General features: G+C 48.4%; 13 protein-coding genes. 10 read left to right on the forward strand and 3 right to left on the reverse strand.

Features of this window, described 5'->3' with window-relative positions:
• The 6 genes from HZU72_RS07735 to HZU72_RS07760 all read left to right on the forward strand — a co-directional run.
• On the forward strand, nt 1-435 hold a 435-nt coding region (locus tag HZU72_RS07735; RefSeq protein WP_180091260.1), incomplete at its 5' end, for a beta-barrel domain-containing protein.
• A 37-nt stretch (nt 436-472) separates the two neighbouring features.
• Entirely contained in the window at nt 473-3,205 is a 2,733-nt protein-coding gene (locus tag HZU72_RS07740; protein ID WP_180091261.1) for a M16 family metallopeptidase, read from the forward strand.
• A 130-nt stretch (nt 3,206-3,335) separates the two neighbouring features.
• Nucleotides 3,336-3,710, forward strand: coding sequence for a hypothetical protein (locus tag HZU72_RS07745; RefSeq protein WP_180091262.1), 375 nt, complete (start codon nt 3,336-3,338; stop codon nt 3,708-3,710).
• Nucleotides 3,697-4,014: a hypothetical protein gene (locus tag HZU72_RS07750; RefSeq protein ID WP_180091263.1), complete on the forward strand. Its 318-nt coding sequence runs from the start codon at nt 3,697-3,699 to the stop codon at nt 4,012-4,014. The genes HZU72_RS07745 and HZU72_RS07750 overlap by 14 nt, the downstream gene beginning before the upstream one ends.
• 348 nt (nt 4,015-4,362) lie before the next feature.
• Nucleotides 4,363-5,511: a JmjC domain-containing protein gene (locus HZU72_RS07755; protein ID WP_180091264.1), complete on the forward strand. Its 1,149-nt coding sequence runs from the start codon at nt 4,363-4,365 to the stop codon at nt 5,509-5,511.
• A gap of 66 nt (nt 5,512-5,577) precedes the next feature.
• A complete protein-coding gene (locus HZU72_RS07760) occupies nt 5,578-7,677 on the forward strand; it encodes a peptidase domain-containing ABC transporter (protein ID WP_268896291.1) in 2,100 nt (699 codons plus the stop codon).
• Nucleotides 7,678-8,260: 583 nt separating this feature from the next.
• Here HZU72_RS07760 and HZU72_RS07765 read toward each other — a convergent pair.
• The 3 genes from HZU72_RS07765 to HZU72_RS07775 are packed head-to-tail and all read right to left on the reverse strand — an operon-like array spanning nt 8,261 to nt 11,785.
• Nucleotides 8,261-9,487, reverse strand: coding sequence for a nucleoside permease (locus HZU72_RS07765; RefSeq protein WP_180091266.1), 1,227 nt, complete (start codon nt 9,485-9,487; stop codon nt 8,261-8,263).
• 40 nt (nt 9,488-9,527) lie between these two features.
• On the reverse strand, nt 9,528-10,604 hold the full coding sequence (locus HZU72_RS07770; protein ID WP_180091267.1) for a sugar phosphate isomerase/epimerase family protein: 1,077 nt from the start codon (nt 10,602-10,604) through the stop codon (nt 9,528-9,530).
• Between the two features lie 2 nt (nt 10,605-10,606).
• The gene (locus HZU72_RS07775) at nt 10,607-11,785 is read right to left on the reverse strand and encodes a Gfo/Idh/MocA family protein (protein ID WP_180091268.1); all 1,179 of its coding nucleotides are present in this window, start codon (nt 11,783-11,785) and stop codon (nt 10,607-10,609) included.
• Between the two features lie 264 nt (nt 11,786-12,049).
• On the opposite strand from HZU72_RS07775, the gene HZU72_RS07780 reads away from it, so the two are divergent.
• The 4 genes from HZU72_RS07780 (at nt 12,050) to HZU72_RS07795 (ending at nt 16,018) form a co-directional block, all read left to right on the forward strand.
• Nucleotides 12,050-13,048, forward strand: coding sequence for a LacI family DNA-binding transcriptional regulator (locus HZU72_RS07780; protein WP_180091269.1), 999 nt, complete (start codon nt 12,050-12,052; stop codon nt 13,046-13,048).
• A 121-nt stretch (nt 13,049-13,169) separates the two neighbouring features.
• Complete coding sequence (locus HZU72_RS07785) at nt 13,170-14,180, forward strand: DctP family TRAP transporter solute-binding subunit (RefSeq protein ID WP_180091270.1); 1,011 nt, start codon at nt 13,170-13,172, stop codon at nt 14,178-14,180.
• A 61-nt stretch (nt 14,181-14,241) separates the two neighbouring features.
• On the forward strand, nt 14,242-14,721 hold the full coding sequence (locus tag HZU72_RS07790; RefSeq protein ID WP_180091271.1) for a TRAP transporter small permease: 480 nt from the start codon (nt 14,242-14,244) through the stop codon (nt 14,719-14,721).
• Nucleotides 14,711-16,018, forward strand: coding sequence for a TRAP transporter large permease (locus HZU72_RS07795; protein ID WP_180091272.1), 1,308 nt, complete (start codon nt 14,711-14,713; stop codon nt 16,016-16,018). The genes HZU72_RS07790 and HZU72_RS07795 overlap by 11 nt, the downstream gene beginning before the upstream one ends.
• Nucleotides 16,019-16,286 lie beyond the last annotated feature (268 nt).

Below are 16,286 nucleotides of genomic sequence, written 5' to 3' on the forward strand. Positions count from 1 at the left end.
CTGAGGTACTATGAGAAATCCAGGCTAGCAAGCTTAATACCAAATGATTCAAAACTAAATGCCCATGTCTATGTCAGCGCGCGTCAAGCAGGTTTTATACAGGAAGGGCAAGAGGTGTTAATTCGGCACGCTGCTTATCCTTATCAAAAATTTGGGGTAACAAGAGGAAGCGTTGCGTCAGTTGCAATGACACCCTATGCAGCTCAAGAGCTTCCCGCCCATGTTGCTAGTACGTTGCAGCAAGAGATAGCTGATGTTTCCAGTTTGTTTTACCAAGTGGCAGTTAACTTGGATTCTCAGTATGTATCTGTATATGGAAAACCTCGGCAATTGCAGGTCGGGATGTTGTTTGAAGCGGATATTCTTCAGGACAAGCGTCGGCTTTATGAGTGGGTATTAGAGCCGATTTACTCGGTTCTTGGGAAAAGTGGTTAGTGGTCAATTTTAATTAAATTAGAGACTAGTAATAAGTATGCGGATAAAGACAGCATTTTGCTATGCAATAATTAATAAGCTGGCGGTAGCATTAATGCTATGTATATTGGCGGGCAATGCCAATGGTCATGATGCAAAGCTCGTTGGCGTTGGAAATGATATTTCCGCTTACCAGTTTGACAATGGATTGAAAATTCTGCTGGCTCCTAGTGCTAGTAATTCCATTTTTCTAAATGTTATTTACCAGGTTGGCTCTTTGGCCGACCCACAAGGGCAAAGCGGTACTGCGCACCTGCTGGAGCATCTAATGTTCAAGGGAACAGAGACGCACCCAGGAGAGCAGTGGGTTAATGCGCTTAGAGAACGTAGTTTAGCCTTTAATGCTACCACTAGTTTTGATCGTACGCGTTATACCACAGTACTCGAATCTAACCCCAACCAGTTGGATGCGCTGTTGGCCTTGGAGGCTGAGCGCATGACAAGTCTGTCTTTTAACCAGACCGCCTTGGCCTCAGAAATAGAGGTTGTATCGAGAGAACGAGAAGCCTCGCAAGAGGAGCCTTTTAACATACTAATCGATCAGATGTTTGCGGCAGCGACTCCAGGAGCTGGGTTCGGGAGGCAAGTATTGGGGCAGCCAGATGAACTAGAACGTATGACTGAAGAGAGTATCAGGCAGTTTCATGACCGTTACTATCGCCCTGATCGCGCATTTATTGTTATTACCGGTGGTTTTGAAGAAGAAACGGCTTTAAATGCGTTGGAGAACCATTTTGCCAAACTTGAACCTCCCTCGCTGCTGGATCGTGTTCCATTGGATTTGCCCAACATTGAGGGGCCAGTAACAGTTGAAGCGTATCAGGGAAGCGTCGCAAGTATTGTGCTGGGATACCCCCTGCCACCTGCTCAAGACGAAAGGCATTGGTCACTCTCCGTATTGGCGGATATATATGCTGGTGAGCCTCACGGCTCTCTTTACCAAGCGCTAGTGATGCCTGGTGATGCGCAGGGTGTGTTCGCAACGTACCTGCCTTTTGCCCAAGGCGGTTATTTTTTATTTGGAGCAACAGCGCCTCCAGAGCAGTCGCTGGAAGCGCTAGCTGAACAGTTACAAAACGCCGTGGTCACTTCCGGCCATGAGGCGATCAACGAAGAAAGCTTAAAGCGAGCATTGCGTGTAGAAAAGCAAACATTGGAGCACTTAACCAGTAGCCCCGAGATGCTCGCTGAGTATCTATCCGAGGCCGTTGTGCTGGGCGATTGGCAGCAATTGCTTTTGGGTTGGGATAGTTTGCCCGAGCGAACAGTAGAAGAGGTGCAGCGCCAAGCAGAGAATTTCTTAGTTGCTGAGCGCCAAATAGAGGGGCTGTTGCGTCCTGGCAATAAAAGAACAAATGATGTTGCTAATATTGCTAATGCAGTAATTTCCCAGCAGGAACAGGTTCATGAGCCCATTGAGCTGCCTCAACCACCCGAGATTGGCTTGGAAGGTGCGAGCCAGACAATACGTGATATAGAGCAGAGTATTGAGCGTCGCTTGATGTCTAATGGTATGCAAGTAGCGCTGCTGCCACGAAATGAGAGCGATCGCATTCAGGGAGTGATGACGCTGCACTTTGGTAACACCGCTAGTTTAAGAGGACAGCATGCCGTTACAGATATTCTAGGCACGCAGTTAATACGTGGCACGCAGTCTGCGAGCTACCAAGAAGTGGTTGACCAGATCAATCAACTGGGGGCAAGTGTATCAATCATACCCAATGGCGGCGTGCTAAAGATCCGTTTTGAAAGCCCCACGGAAAGCATAGAGACATTTCTGGGGCTATTGGCTGACATCTTGAAAACCCCTGCGCTGAGCCAGCATGAGTTCGATCTTGTCAAACGACAGCTACTTAACGCTGCGCAAACAATTGACCAGCGACCAGTGCAAGTAGCCCGCCGTGCGCTTAGGCACTATACCGACTCACCGCTCGAGCACGATGATATCCGTCGCCGACTGATGCACGAAGCCATGCAGGCGGCGATAGAAGCCACCACATTGAGTGATATTCGTGAGTTCCATGAAACTTTTTACGGTGCAGATCATGGCAAACTTGCCATCGTGGGGGACGTTGACTCAAATGCAATATTGACTCACTTAGAAACGCTGTTTGGCGATTGGAATAGTCAAGTCGCGCATGAGCGCCCGGTACGCCTTTATACCGACATGGAGCCTACGAGCCTGAATGTAGAGGCTGGCGGCACCGCTACGGGACATTACTTGAGGCGCTTTTATTTCCCCCTGACGATGGATTCTGAAGATGCTGTGCCCCTATTGGTGGCAACCCACATTTTAGGGGGCGACCCACTGAATTCCCGGTTGGGGCGTCGGATAAGAGAGCAGGAGGGGATGACTTACAACACCAGAGCGTCAGCACATATCGTGTCGCATGGGGATGCGAGCCGGATAACGATTCAGAGCCACTATCCAAAATCTGAAAAAGAACCATTTTTGGAAATAGTCAGAGATGAAGTAGACCGCTTTATAAAAGATGGGGTAACGCAACAGGAAGTGGAGTGGAGCAAAGCGACTCTTTTGCAGGGTGTTGGTGCAGCGCTGGATGATGATAATACGTTGGTTAACCTGCTACATCGGCAGCTTGAAAGAGGAATAACAATTGATCAAATGATCGAACATAGGAGGGACTTGTCAAAAGTGACAGATAAGCAAGTAAGCGAGGTGGTTGAACATTACTTTAGTGTGTTGTTTTCTGAGGTTATTGCCGATTAGATAAAATTCAAAAAATAGTATTTGTATTTCCTGTATTTAATATATTTTAAACATGACCAAGGTTGGGCCAGTTATGAGACTTTATAGTAGTGTTTTTTTCAATGTAAATTGTTTTATATGCGGAGTTTCTGTGTTGTTTGTTTTTTTAAACAAAGGTCTTAATTTTTCTGAGATTGCTTTTGTTGTTGTTGACTTGATAATGTCAATTTCTTTGTCTTTTGTTTCTTTAAGTCTTGTGGCTATTTTTTTTTATTGTGCTGGTTGCATTGGAGAACCAAATTATATGAGGAAAGTGAAAACTTCAAAAAGTATGAGTTTTCAGTCAGTTGGTTTTGGCTTAATGCTTATGATTATTGGGGTCGGAATAATTCTAATTATTCCAAACACATTTGGTGAAACATACACCTCTATCACGCAAGGAGTTTTATTTATATCTTTTGGGTTGCTTACACTTAGCGTAAGTATTTTTAGTTTTACTAAAGGGCAAAGAGATGAGAGAACTTAATCTTTATGAAATGGAGCTTGTTGGTGGTGGAGCTGATAGTGCTTCAGAAGCAGCAGCTACTGGTGTCGGTGGTTTAGCGGGTGGGAAGATTGGTGGGGCTATAGGAGGGGCGGCTGGATCAAGAGCAGGAGGTGTGGCTGGTAGTCGTTTCGGGCCTCCTGGTGTTATTGCAGGAACCGTGATAGGTCAAAGAGTAGGCGAATTCATGGGCACTGGCATCGGTGCAGGTCTCGGGGGATATGCTATGTCAAAAGCTTTTGACTCTGATGGAACCGATTATTGTGGAGACGGCACTGACTATTAAAATATTGGTATTTTATAGATATTAAGTGTTTTTTTATTCATTACTTATAATGTTTCCATGGCGATAGATGTTTTATCGCCATGAGTTGGGTGGGTTTTTTAGATTAGATAAAGTAATGAAAATAACTTTAGAATTTTTATGCTGAGCTTGTTTTGGTTTTATAATTATACGCTGATTATAGTTGAGTCTTCTATAATTTCGCATGATTTTATAAGCGTTTTTAGAGGGGTGGAGGTGATGGCGAGACATTTTTTAGGACTGATTTTTCTCCTTGGTATGCCTGCAAGAAATGCGTTAGGTGTGTTTTAAATTATAATATTTTACTCAACAGAAAGTGAGGAATGTTGAATGAAAATTGACTTCTGTTTTAACAAGGAGGATTTTTTTAATGAATATTTGTATAAAAATCCATGCTTATTTAAAAGAGCAATAAACGATATTGATCTCACTTGGAGTGATGTCAACGAAATATATGAGAGAGCGGATGCATCAGATAGAACGTTTAAATTAATGAATGGGTATGAGGTTCCAAAAAAGGAATATTTAGAATCATATATGAATGTAGGTAGATTGGAAACTCGTTATATAAAGCCTGTGATCTACGATTACATGAGAAAAGGTGCTACTCTCGTTTATAATAGGATTCAAAACGAACCTAAGATAGGTGAATTGGTGTATCAGATTGCAAATTATGCAGGTGCACAGACGATTACTAGTGGTTACGCTGCTTTTAGCTCAAAGTCATCCTATAAAAGTCATTGGGACACAAGGGATGTTTTTGCAGTACAGCTTCTTGGTAGAAAGCGCTGGATACTAAAGGCTCCTAGTTTCGATCTTCCTTTGTATATGCACCAAGCAAAAGATATGCCTTACATCGATGAGCCCGAAGAAGTCTATATGGATATAGTCATTGAACCAGGTGATATATTATATATACCAAGGGGATGGTGGCATAATCCCATCCCTGTAGGAGAGGAAACTTTTCATCTAGCTGTGGGTACATTTGCGCCAACTGGGTTTGATTTTTTAAAGTGGTTAATGAATTGCATGCCAGAAATAGAAGCCTGTCGCAAAAATTTTCATAATTACGAGAATGATAAAGAAAATCTAATTGCTATTAAAAATTCAATTAGTGATTTCCTAGATGATAAGAGTATTTATGAAAGCTTTATGTGTGACTATTTAGGCCAACAAAGAGTTGATTCTAAACTTTCGCTGGATGTGTTCGGAAATAATGAAGTCGGAGTTCTAAGTGAATCACAAAAAATAAAAGTTAACGCAAATACATTGCCCTTTTTCTCTGAAGGCTTTGTAGTGATTAATGGAAATAAAGTTAATATTGATAGTGTAAGTGGTAATCTTATTAAAAGCGTTTTTGATAAAGGTTTGTGCACAGTTGGTGACGTTGTGGAAAAATTTGACGGAAACTCTAAAAGTAAGATAAATACTTTGCTCTTTGAGCTTGGTATAAATGACGTTATCGAACTTGTTGATTGATGTTTTAAAGTAGAGGCTGGTTTTTTAGCTAGCCTTTTAATATGAATTATCTATTATTTGTTTTGAATGAAATTAATACTCCAGTCTGAGAGCCAAGAGTGTAGTTTGGCTTGTCTTGCAATGATTTCTAGCTATCATGGCTTGCACCATGATCTTATAAGCCTGAGGAGAAGGTTCTCCATCTCTCTTAAAGGCGCAAATCTTTCGCAATTAATTAAGTATTCACATGATTTGAATTTCTCTTCCCGTTCTTTGAGACTGGATCTTGGCGAAATTAAAAATTTAAGATGTCCTTGTATTTTACATTGGGACATGAATCACTTTGTAGTTCTCAAGAAAGTCGTTAACAATGTGCTGCATTTACTGGATCCTGCTGTGGGGGCTCGTAAGGTTACCGTCGATGATGCATCCCCACACTTTACAGGTGTAGCTTTAGAGTTAGTCCCAAACGCTGGCTTTGTTCCAGCAAAGTTAAAGCCTAAAATTCGGCTACGAGATTTAGTTGGTAGAGCTGTAGGTTTCAAACGAGCACTAATCAATATTTTTGCTATTGCAGTTACGATTGAAATAGTTTCTTTATTAAGTCCTCAAGTTACTCAGTGGGTAGTGGATGGGGCTTTAGTGTCAGCTGACTATGATCTACTGTTGTTGGCTGTTTTAGGTGGCGGGCTGCTTTTAATAATTGATTTTTTTCTTAAAATGGCTCGTGGATGGATGGGCCTACGCTTAAATCAGCAGCTGTCTTTACAATGGTCTTCTAACTTGATGCGGCATCTAGTAACTTTACCTTGGCCTTTCTTTGAACGGCGGCATTTGGGGGATATTACATCAAGATTTCAGTCTCTTTCAGCTATTCGTCAAGTTTTTGCGAATGGTGCTATCATGATCGTTTTAGATGGGTTAGTGGCAATGATTACTTTTGGTATGATGTTGTTATATAGCCATTTTTTAACGATGATTGTGGTGGTGGCGCTTGCTTTATACATGGTTTTGAGAGTCGCATTTTATCAACCATTGCGTAATGCTTCAGAGGAAAGAATTATCTTATCGTCAAGAGAGAATGCCTATTTTCTTGAAACTTTAAGAGCAATAGTTCCTTTGAAATTATTTAATCACTCATCTATACGATTGTCCAATTGGCAAAATATGATGGCTGATGTACAGAATAGAGATGTTACTACTCAAAAAATTCTTTTGGCATTTGCAAGTCTAAATACATTGATATTTGGTTTGGAAAGTATGTTTTTACTTTACTGGGGTGGCGTTTCAGTATTGGAGGGATCGCTTTCGCTCGGTATGCTACTAGCTTTCATTGCCTATAAGAGTCAATTCACCACGCGTGCCAGTCAGTTGATTGATATGGGATTGGAAATAAAGATGCTTTCTTTACATGCGGAGCGTTTGGCCGATATAGCACTTGAAGCGCCTGAAGAAGAGCCTGTAGCCGAAACTGACTTGTATCGTTTAGAGCCTAAGATAGAGTTTCGAGAAGTATCCTACCGTTACGCTGAGGGCGAACCATGGGTTTTGAAAAATATTTCTTTTATTATTGATGCGGGCGATTCTGTTGCGATTGTCGGACGTTCTGGCTCGGGAAAAAGTACACTATTTAAACTTGTATTAGGCCTTTTGAAGCCTACTGAGGGAGAAATTCTTGTAGGGGGCATCTCCACACGTCAGTTAGGAGCCAAGGCTGTACGTGAACTAATCGGGGCCGTCATGCAAGAAGACCAGCTAATGGCTGGATCATTAGCTGAAAATATTGCTTGTTTCGATCCTGAAGAAAATCAAGAGCATATAGAAAAAGCTGCTAATATAGCGCATATTCATAAAACTATTATTAATATGCCAATGGGTTATCAAACCCTTGTTGCCGAAATGGGCGGTGGTTTGTCAGGAGGTCAAAAGCAGAGGATCCTTCTAGCCAGAGCGCTTTACAAAAATCCCAGTATTCTAGCTTTGGATGAAGCAACTAGTCATCTCGACCTTCATAGCGAACAGCACGTCGTCCAAGCGCTGAACATTGCTAAAATGACAAGAATAACCATCGCGCACCGGCGCGAAACCGTGGCGTTTGCAAAGAGGATAATTGCAATGCATAAAGGAGCAATCGTAGAAGATATCCGTATTGAAGATGAACAGGGTTTGCTAAAAGAGTCTCATTAAAAATAGATGATTGGTTGAGATTGGTTTATTGAAGTTCCGATAGTCCAGGTTGCGTAGTTCACTTAATCCACTTGTATTGAGATGGTAACTCTTCTATATCGTGCTTATGAATTTATTTTTTAACTTTTGTAAATAGTTTAATCGCGTGTTGTATTTTAGAGATTACATATGAGCTAGGTTCTCAGTATAACTGTTGACCGGCTAGTTTATCTTTGGTAGGACAGAATGCTTCAAAACCTAGCAACGTTTAACCGAGGGAATTTTATGGACGGCTTTTTTGAAGAGATAGGCAGGGGGGGGGGTTAGGGGAATAGGTTACATACTGGCAGAGATATTCTTCAGAACAATTTGTTACTGGGTTGGCTGGCCAATCTGCAAGCTAGTTACTTTGGGAAAATATCCTTCGGCTTCTAAAGTGATATATCTCGATGAGCATAGGAGTCGAGCCGACGGCGCTTTGTGTGCAGTAGTGGGTTTGCTTGCGTTGATTGTGTTGGCTCTGTATCTGTTAGGACAGTTTTCGTACAAAGCTTAGTAAACCGGGTGCCGCCCACACACCCGGCTGTTTTTATGCTCTATATCCTTACACGTTAGGCTTAGCCGTTACGCTTTTATCGTTTTTAAAGGTGAGGTAGAACAATACCAGCACCGCGATAGCAAATACCGCTGGGAACATCCAGATGCCTTGCCAATCGTGCGCGCCGTTGGTGGAGAAGTGGTCGGTAATCTGACCGGCTACCCAGAAGCCTATCAGCATGCCTACCCCGTAAGTGGCCAGCGTGATCATGCCCTGAGCAGAGCTTTTAAACTTCTCTCCTGCGCGGGCATCGGTGTAGATCTGGCCGGTCACGAAGAAGAAGTCATAGCACACGCCATGCAGTGCAATACCGATCAAGAGCATAAACACCATCTCATCGGCGTTACCGAACGCAAACAGCGCATAGCGCAGCGCCCATGCCAACATGCCGATCAGCAAGGTTTTCTTGATACCAAAGCGGTGAATAAAGACCGGTAGCAGCAGCATAAACAGCACTTCTGATACCTGGCCCAGGGTCATTTTACCGGTTGGATTGGTCACGCCGATCTCGGCCAGAAATGGGTTTGCGTTTTGGTAATAAAACGCCAGCGGAATACAAATCAGAATAGAGGCAATAAAGAAGATGGCGTAGTTGCGGTCTTTTAGCAGGGCCAGCGCATCTAGCCCTAGCACTTCTTTTAAGCCCACCGGGCCATCTGCTTTAGGCGGCGTCGCGGGAAGGCTAAAGCTATATAGGCCAAGGGCTAAAGACGCGATGGCACACATCAAGAAGGTGTTACGCAGCATACCGTCGGCGATGCCTTGCGAAGAGTCCCAGGCGAATAAGTAGCTGATCCCCAGGCCAGCGATAATCCAGCCAATGGTTCCCCATACGCGGATTTTAGCGAACTCCTGGCCTGGGTCGCTCATTTGGCGGAAGGAGACTGAGTTAACCAGCGCCAGTGTCGGCATGTAGATAATCATATACATCAGCACCAACGGGTAGAAAGTGCTGAAATCGCTGGCGACATACAGGCCGTACATTAATGCAGCGCCCGCCAAGTGCAGAACACCGAGAATACGCTCGGCGTTGAAATAACGGTCAGCGATCAAGCCAATAATAAAAGGGGCAATAATGGCACCCCAGGACTGGGTGGAGAACGCCATGCCAATCTGGCCACCGCTAGCGTTGAGGTTGTTGGCCAGGAAGGTGCCCAGAGTGACAAACCAGCCGCCCCAGATAAAGAACTGCAAAAACATCATGATGCTGAGTCGTGTGCGTATCATAGCCATGACGTGATCCTTTGTTGTGGTTGTGATTTAAAACAGTCAATTAAAGGTGTGAAGAAAGACCAAGAATTCGGCGGTTGCGCGAAACACTGGTAGTGACACCGGCAAAATCATCGAAAGCGCGACCGGCGGGTTGAATCAGATGTGCCTCGATAAAGGGAGCACCCTCTGCAGCGCCTTGGGCGGCGTCTTTAATGCAGCACTCCCACTCAAGCACCGCCCAGCCATCAAACCCGTACTGCGTCAGGCGGCTAAAAATCCCGCTGAAATCAATCTGCCCATCGCCTAATGAACGGAAGCGCCCAGGGCGCTCTACCCAACCCTGGTAACCGCCATAAACGCCGCTGCGGCCATTGGGGTTAAATTCAGCGTCTTTAACGTGGAACATGCCGATACGTTCGTGGTAGCGGTCGATAAACTCGAGATAATCCAACTGCTGCAGCAGTAAGTGGCTGGGGTCATAAAGAATTTTCGCCCGAGGATGGTTGTCCACTGCCGCCAGGAACCGCTCGAAAGACGCACCATCGTGAAGATCCTCGCCAGGGTGAATCTCAAAGCACAGGTCAACGCCTGCCTCGTTAAAGGCATCCAGAATCGGTCGCCACCTCCGGGCCAGCTCGTTGAACCCTTCTTCGACTAGCCCATCAGGACGTTGGGGCCAGGGGTAAACAAAGGGCCATAGCAGCGCCCCGGAAAACGTCGCGTGAGCCGTTAAACCAAGTCGTTGGCTAGCTTTGGCAGCCAGTTGTAGCTGCTCAATGGCCCACTCGGTACGCTCCTGCGGCTTGCCGTGCAGCTCAGCAGGCGCGAAATCATCGAATAAGTCGTCGCAAGCGGGATGCACGGCGACCAGTTGGCCCTGTAAGTGGGTAGAGAGTTCGCTGATCACAACGCCGGCTTTTTCGCAGCGGGCGTTTAACTCATCGCAGTAACTTTGGCTTTCAGCGGCCTTATGCAGGTCGATAAAACGACTGTCTACAGTGGGTAGCTGAATGGCTTGATAGCCCTGTTCGGCCGCCCAGCGAGCGATTCCGTCGAGGCTATCGAAAGGCGCTTCGTCGCCGATAAACTGGGCCAGGAAAATGGCGGGCCCGCGGATGCCTTGGTGAGTGTCGGGCATGATTAGGCTCCTGGTAGTTGAGTAGCGGGTAGCGGCGTCCATTTCTGTTCGCTTTTGGCGCTGGTGGTGACTGCCTCGATAAACGCCATGCCACGTAACCCAGAGGCCATGCCGGGAACGCCCTCAACGTCGCCTTGCTTGCCTTGATGAATGGCGTGGGCAAAGTCGCGGTAAAGGTTGCCGAGTGCTTCCAGATACCCCTCGGGGTGGCCGCCAGGTAGGCGCAAGCGCTGCATCGCGCTGAGGAAAAGGTCGGGTTGGTCGATGCCCGCACGGAGGGTGCGCATCGGCGCTTGAAGCGGGCGGTAGAGCAGGCTGTTGGGCTCCATTTGATGCCACTCAAGCGCCCCTTTATCACCGTAAATACGAATTTTAAGTGCGTTTTCTTCCCCGCTGCAGACTTGGCTGGCAATGAGGGTGCCGCTGGCGCCTTGATCGGTGCGCAGCAGCACATCGCCGTCATCGTCCAATTGGCGGCCGTCGGCGTGGCTGGCAAGCGAAGCGCACAGCTCACTAATACGTTGCCCAGAGATAAACTCAGCGAGGCCGAAAGCGTGGGTGCCAATGTCCGCCATGCAGCCGCTGATACCTGCGAGCGTAGGGTCGGTGCGCCACGCGGCTTGCTTATTCCCCTGCTGTTCTAAACGCTCGCCTAGCCAGCCCTGGGGGTACTCCACATGAATTTTGCGAATGTTACCTATTTGGCCCTCGCTCACCATTTCCCGGGCTTGCCATACCATGGGGTAGCCTAAGTAGGTATGCGCCAAGCCATACAGGCAGCCGCTGGCATGCCAGCTTTCTGCTAAGCGCTGAGCTTCTTGGAGCGATACTGCCGCCGGTTTTTCGCAGAACACATGAAAGCCTGCCTGCATGGCCGCTTCCGCGATTGGCACGTGAAGGTGATTTGGTGTGGCGATCACTAATAACTGCATGCGTTGTTCGGCGGGAAGTTGCTGCTCGCTTGCGAGTAACTGCTGCCAGCCAGCGTAAATACGTTCGTCGGGTAGGTGGCACGCTTCGCCGCTCAGTTGGTTGTTATCCGCCGAGCGGCTAAAGGCGCCACATACCAGCGCGCAGGTGTCATCGAGACGAGCAGCTAAGCGGTGAACTTGGCCGATAAACGCCCCTTGTCCGCCGCCGATCATTCCTAAGCGGATGCGGGGTTGATTGGGTCGCGGCATAGAGAGGCTCCTGCTTTGATAAAACTTATGAATTTTCAGGTGGTGCTTGTCCAGACTGCGCTTGTATAGATGGTGATGTAACCGGTTACATTTGGCTTGAAATTAGGGCTTCACGCTATAAGCGTCAATGCGACAAAGGTCTATCGGTGTGTGCGAAGGGTTGGGAAATCGCGCGCTGAGTTTAACGCTGGGATACGTTAAGCTGATATCAATAATGCCGCGCAACCATCTGCTTACGGCGATTACCTAGTGATAAGGGAGGCCATGACCAATATACGTAAGGTCGCCGAGTTGGCGGGGGTATCGGTAGCGACCGTATCACGCGCTTTAAAGTCGCCGGATATCGTCTCACCCACCACCCGGGAAAAAGTGCTGAAGGCTGTTGATCAAGCGGGCTACAAACCTAATTTGATGGCGGTTCAGTTTCGCTCACAGCGCACTTATAACTTAGTGGTTTTAGTACCCACTATCGCAAATACCTTCTTTGCGCGGGTAATCAGCGGTATTCAGGAAGCGGCCCAAGAACGCGGCTACGGCGTTCTGCTGTGTAATACGCTCGGTAATGAGGCGATGGAAACCCAATACGCCAGTTTGGTCAGTACCCGCCAGGCAGATGGTGTGATTCAACTGCGTGCTTTTAACCCTTTTTCTGAAAAGGCGTTTCCCGATGGGGCGGTATTGCCCATGATCAATGCCTGCGAGGTGCTGGACGATGCGCCCTGTCCCACCGTCAAACTCGATAACCGAGCGGCAGCCCGGGAGGCCACCGAGCACTTAATCTCCCTGGGGCATCGTCGAATCGGCATGATTAAAGGGCCACGGCGCAGCCCCTTGACTCGTGACCGTCAACAAGGCTACCAGGATGCATTGAGCGCGGCAGACATTGCGTTAGATGAGTGCCTGCTTTGTCCTGGCGATTTCACGCCACGTTCTGGTTATCAGTCGGCTGAAACGCTTATCGCTTTAGCGGAGCGTCCCACCGCCATTTTTTGTGAAAGCGATGAAATGGCCATAGGCGCTATAAGCCGTATCAAAGAAGCGGGCCTGCGGGTGCCGGAGGATATTTCGGTGGCAGGCTTTGATGATATTGCGTTTGCTTCTTACAGCGACCCGCCGCTGACGACGATTGCCCAACCGGCGGAAGCCTTCGGACGCGAAGCTGTTGCGATGTTGATTGAGGTGTTGGAAGGGAGGCAAGTAGACAATTTGGTGTTGCCTTATACTCTGGTCTCAAGGGCCAGTACTGCCACATGCCGACCTTAGGCGACTTCCTTTCGCGCCCTAAGTGCATACAATAAGTGGGGCTTTCTCGAAAAGCTTCACAACTGCTGTCCACGCACACCACTAAACGCACATCATAAAAATAGCTAAAAAAGGATCTACCATGACGCTGACACGCCCAATGGCTCGTTTAACCGCTGGCTTGGCCGGTGCGGCTCTGCTGACCGCCTCCCTTTCTGCACAAGCACGCGAACTCTCGGTTTCTACGGTTTTGTCTGACGCTTTCCCCTGGGGGCAGGCGGCGGAGAAGTGGGCCGAACTAGTTGAGGAGCGTAGTGACGGCGAGTTAACGCTGCGCGTTTACCCCAACTCTCAACTGGTTTCCGGTGACCAAACCCGCGAATTTTCCGCCATGCGCTCCGGGTTGATTGATGCCGCTGTGGGCTCGACCATCAACTGGTCGCCCCAGGTGCCGGAACTTAATCTCTTCTCTTTACCGTTCTTCATTCCCGATGAAGCCGCCGTTGATGCGGTTACCGGTGGTGAAGCAGGGGAGTTGGTTTTTGAAGCAATCGAATCTCGTGGCGTTATCCCGTTAGCCTGGGGTGAAAATGGTTTCCGCCAGGTTTCCAATTCTCGCGGGCCGATTAGTCAACCAGACGACTTGGACGGCCTGAAAATCCGCGTTGTTGGCTCGCCGCTGTTCCAGGATACCTTCTCGGCATTGGGCGCCGACCCCACCCAAATGAGCTGGACGGACGCTCAGCCTGCGCTGACCACCGGCGCCGTTGATGGCCAGGAAAACCCACTCTCTGTGTTTGATGTCGCGCGCATTGATCAAGTCGGCCAGGAGCATTTGACACTCTGGAACTACATGAATGACCCACTGATTTTTGCGGTCAATCAGCAGGTATGGCAAACATTGAGCAAAGAGCAACAAACCCTGCTGCGCGAAACCGCGGTAGAAGCGGGTGAGTGGGAAATCGCCATGACCCGTGAAGAAGAGGGCGAGCGTCTTGCGGCGATTCAAGAGCGCGGCGTCACAGTAACCGAGCTTTCCGATGAGCAGTATCAGGCGTTTGTCGATGCCACCCAGTCCGTTTACGAAAAATGGGCGCCGCGGATTGGTGAAGAGGTGGTAGAGGCCGCACAAGCCGCTATCGACGCGCGTTAATTACCTTTGATGTTCAAACTCCCGGCCTTTAAGGCTGGGAGTTTTTTGCTGTGAGGCTGCCATGAAAGGCTTTCCTGATGCGCGCCCTGAGCGTTGGCTGGGCGCGCTGGCATTAATCATTATCTCATCGATTAGTCTTGGTAATGTGATTACTCGCTACTTAACCGGCGGCTCTTTTTCATTTACCGAAGAGTTTTCTGTGTTTTTGTTAGTAGTGCTGACCTTTGCGGGTGCCTCGGTGGCGCTGCGGCGTAACCGCCATATTCGTATTGGCTTTTTGGAACGGGCATTGCCGCTCAAGTACCGCCGTGCACTGATCCTTTTTCAAGCGCTTTGCGGTGCCACCGTGCTGGGTTTGATCACCTGGTATGGCGGCAAGATGGCTTGGCAAGAATATCAGTGGGAGTCGCTGTCACCAGGGCTTGGCTTGCCTCAGTGGTGGTATTTAGTCTGGCTGCCCGTGCTTTCTGCGGCCATGGTGTGGCGCTTATGTCAGCAAACCGCGGATCGTTTAACGGGGAGGCTCACCGATGAGCCCTGATGTGTGGATGATACTGGCGTTTGCGGGCCTGCTGATAGCGGGGGTGTCGGTAGCTTTTTCGCTGGCGCTCTCAGGGGCCGTTGGCATCGTGCTGGGTTTGTCACCGGACATGCTCGCAACGATGGGTACCAATACCTATAACAGTATTGCCAAGTACCCTCTGATTGCGATTCCTCTGTTTATCTTAACCGGGCTTATTTTTGAGCGTTCCGGCGTAGCGCTGCGTTTAGTGCGTTTTGCTCAGGCTTTGATTGGCCCGCGTCACGGTGGCTTGGCCTTGGTGGCGGTGCTGGTGTGTATGATTATGGGCGGAATGAGCGGCTCAGGCCCTGCTGATGCCGCGGCGGTGGCGATGGTGATGCTGCCGAGTATGACCAAAGCGGGCTACCCCAAGCCGTTTTCGGCCACGCTGATTGCCGCCTCTGCCTCGACGGCGATTCTCATTCCTCCCTCAGTGGCGCTGATTCTTTACTCGATCGTGGTGCCGGGCGTCGATTTACGCGCACTTTTCGCAGCAGGTTTATTTCCCGGTATTCTGGCGGGGCTGGCGCTACTGGTGCCCGCTATGCTCGTTTCCAAACGCTACGGTTGGGAGGGTGGCACACCAATCGAGGGCGCTGAACGGCTAAGTGTACGCACCACCTTTAAACAGGCGATACCGGCGCTGTTTGCCCCGGTGCTGATATTGGGTGGTTTGCGGTCAGGGCTATTTACACCCACCGAAGCGGCCGTGGTAGCCGTTGCCTATGGGGCTATTGTCGGTTTGTTTCTAACCCGCGAGCTGTCGCTGCGCGATTTATGGGAGCTATTGGGTGAGGCGGCGATTATCTCCGGCGTGGTGATGCTGATTATCGCCCTGGCGGGTATTTTTGCCTGGGCAGGCACCATGCTGGGCACCTTCCGCCACTTAGCGGAATGGATTATTAGCCTGACCGATAACGGCGTGTTGCTGCTAATTCTGGTGATGCTGGCGGTGCTGGTGGCAGGAATGCTGTTGGATGCGATCTCGATTTATTTGATCATGATGCCGATCTTGATCCCCGTGATGCAGCATTTTGAGTGGAACCCAGTGTGGTTTGGAATTCTGTTGGCGATGAATATCGCCATTGGTCAGTTTACCCCGCCGGTGGCGGTGAACCTGATGGTAACCACCGAAGTGGCCAAAATTCGCTTGGAACAGACCCTAGGATGGGCGCTGCTGTTTGTCGTTGCCATGGGCTGCGCACTAGCGCTGGTGGCTATCTTCCCTGCTATCGCGCTTTGGCTGCCGCGCGTTTTGGGCTATAACGTTGACTAATTTGGCTTACCCTATGCAAAGGCGGTATAGCAGTTAACGTTCCCTAAACGATGAAGACCGCTACACTGAGTATTAGACGTCAGCGAAATGCATTAATTAGCGTATTACATTTCGCTAATTAGGTTTTTTTCGCTAAAGTAGTGCTAGCAGGCAGCTATGAGTCGCCTGTAACCGTTTGTCTTGAAAATAGAATGTCTTGAAAACGTTTTGGAACAAGGGCACCTGAGGGAACGGTTCAACAGGTGAGACCAAAGCGTGCGATGCTCGT

This window comes from Vreelandella sedimenti (assembly GCF_013416325.1).
In the GTDB taxonomy this organism is placed as follows: domain Bacteria; phylum Pseudomonadota; class Gammaproteobacteria; order Pseudomonadales; family Halomonadaceae; genus Vreelandella; species Vreelandella sedimenti.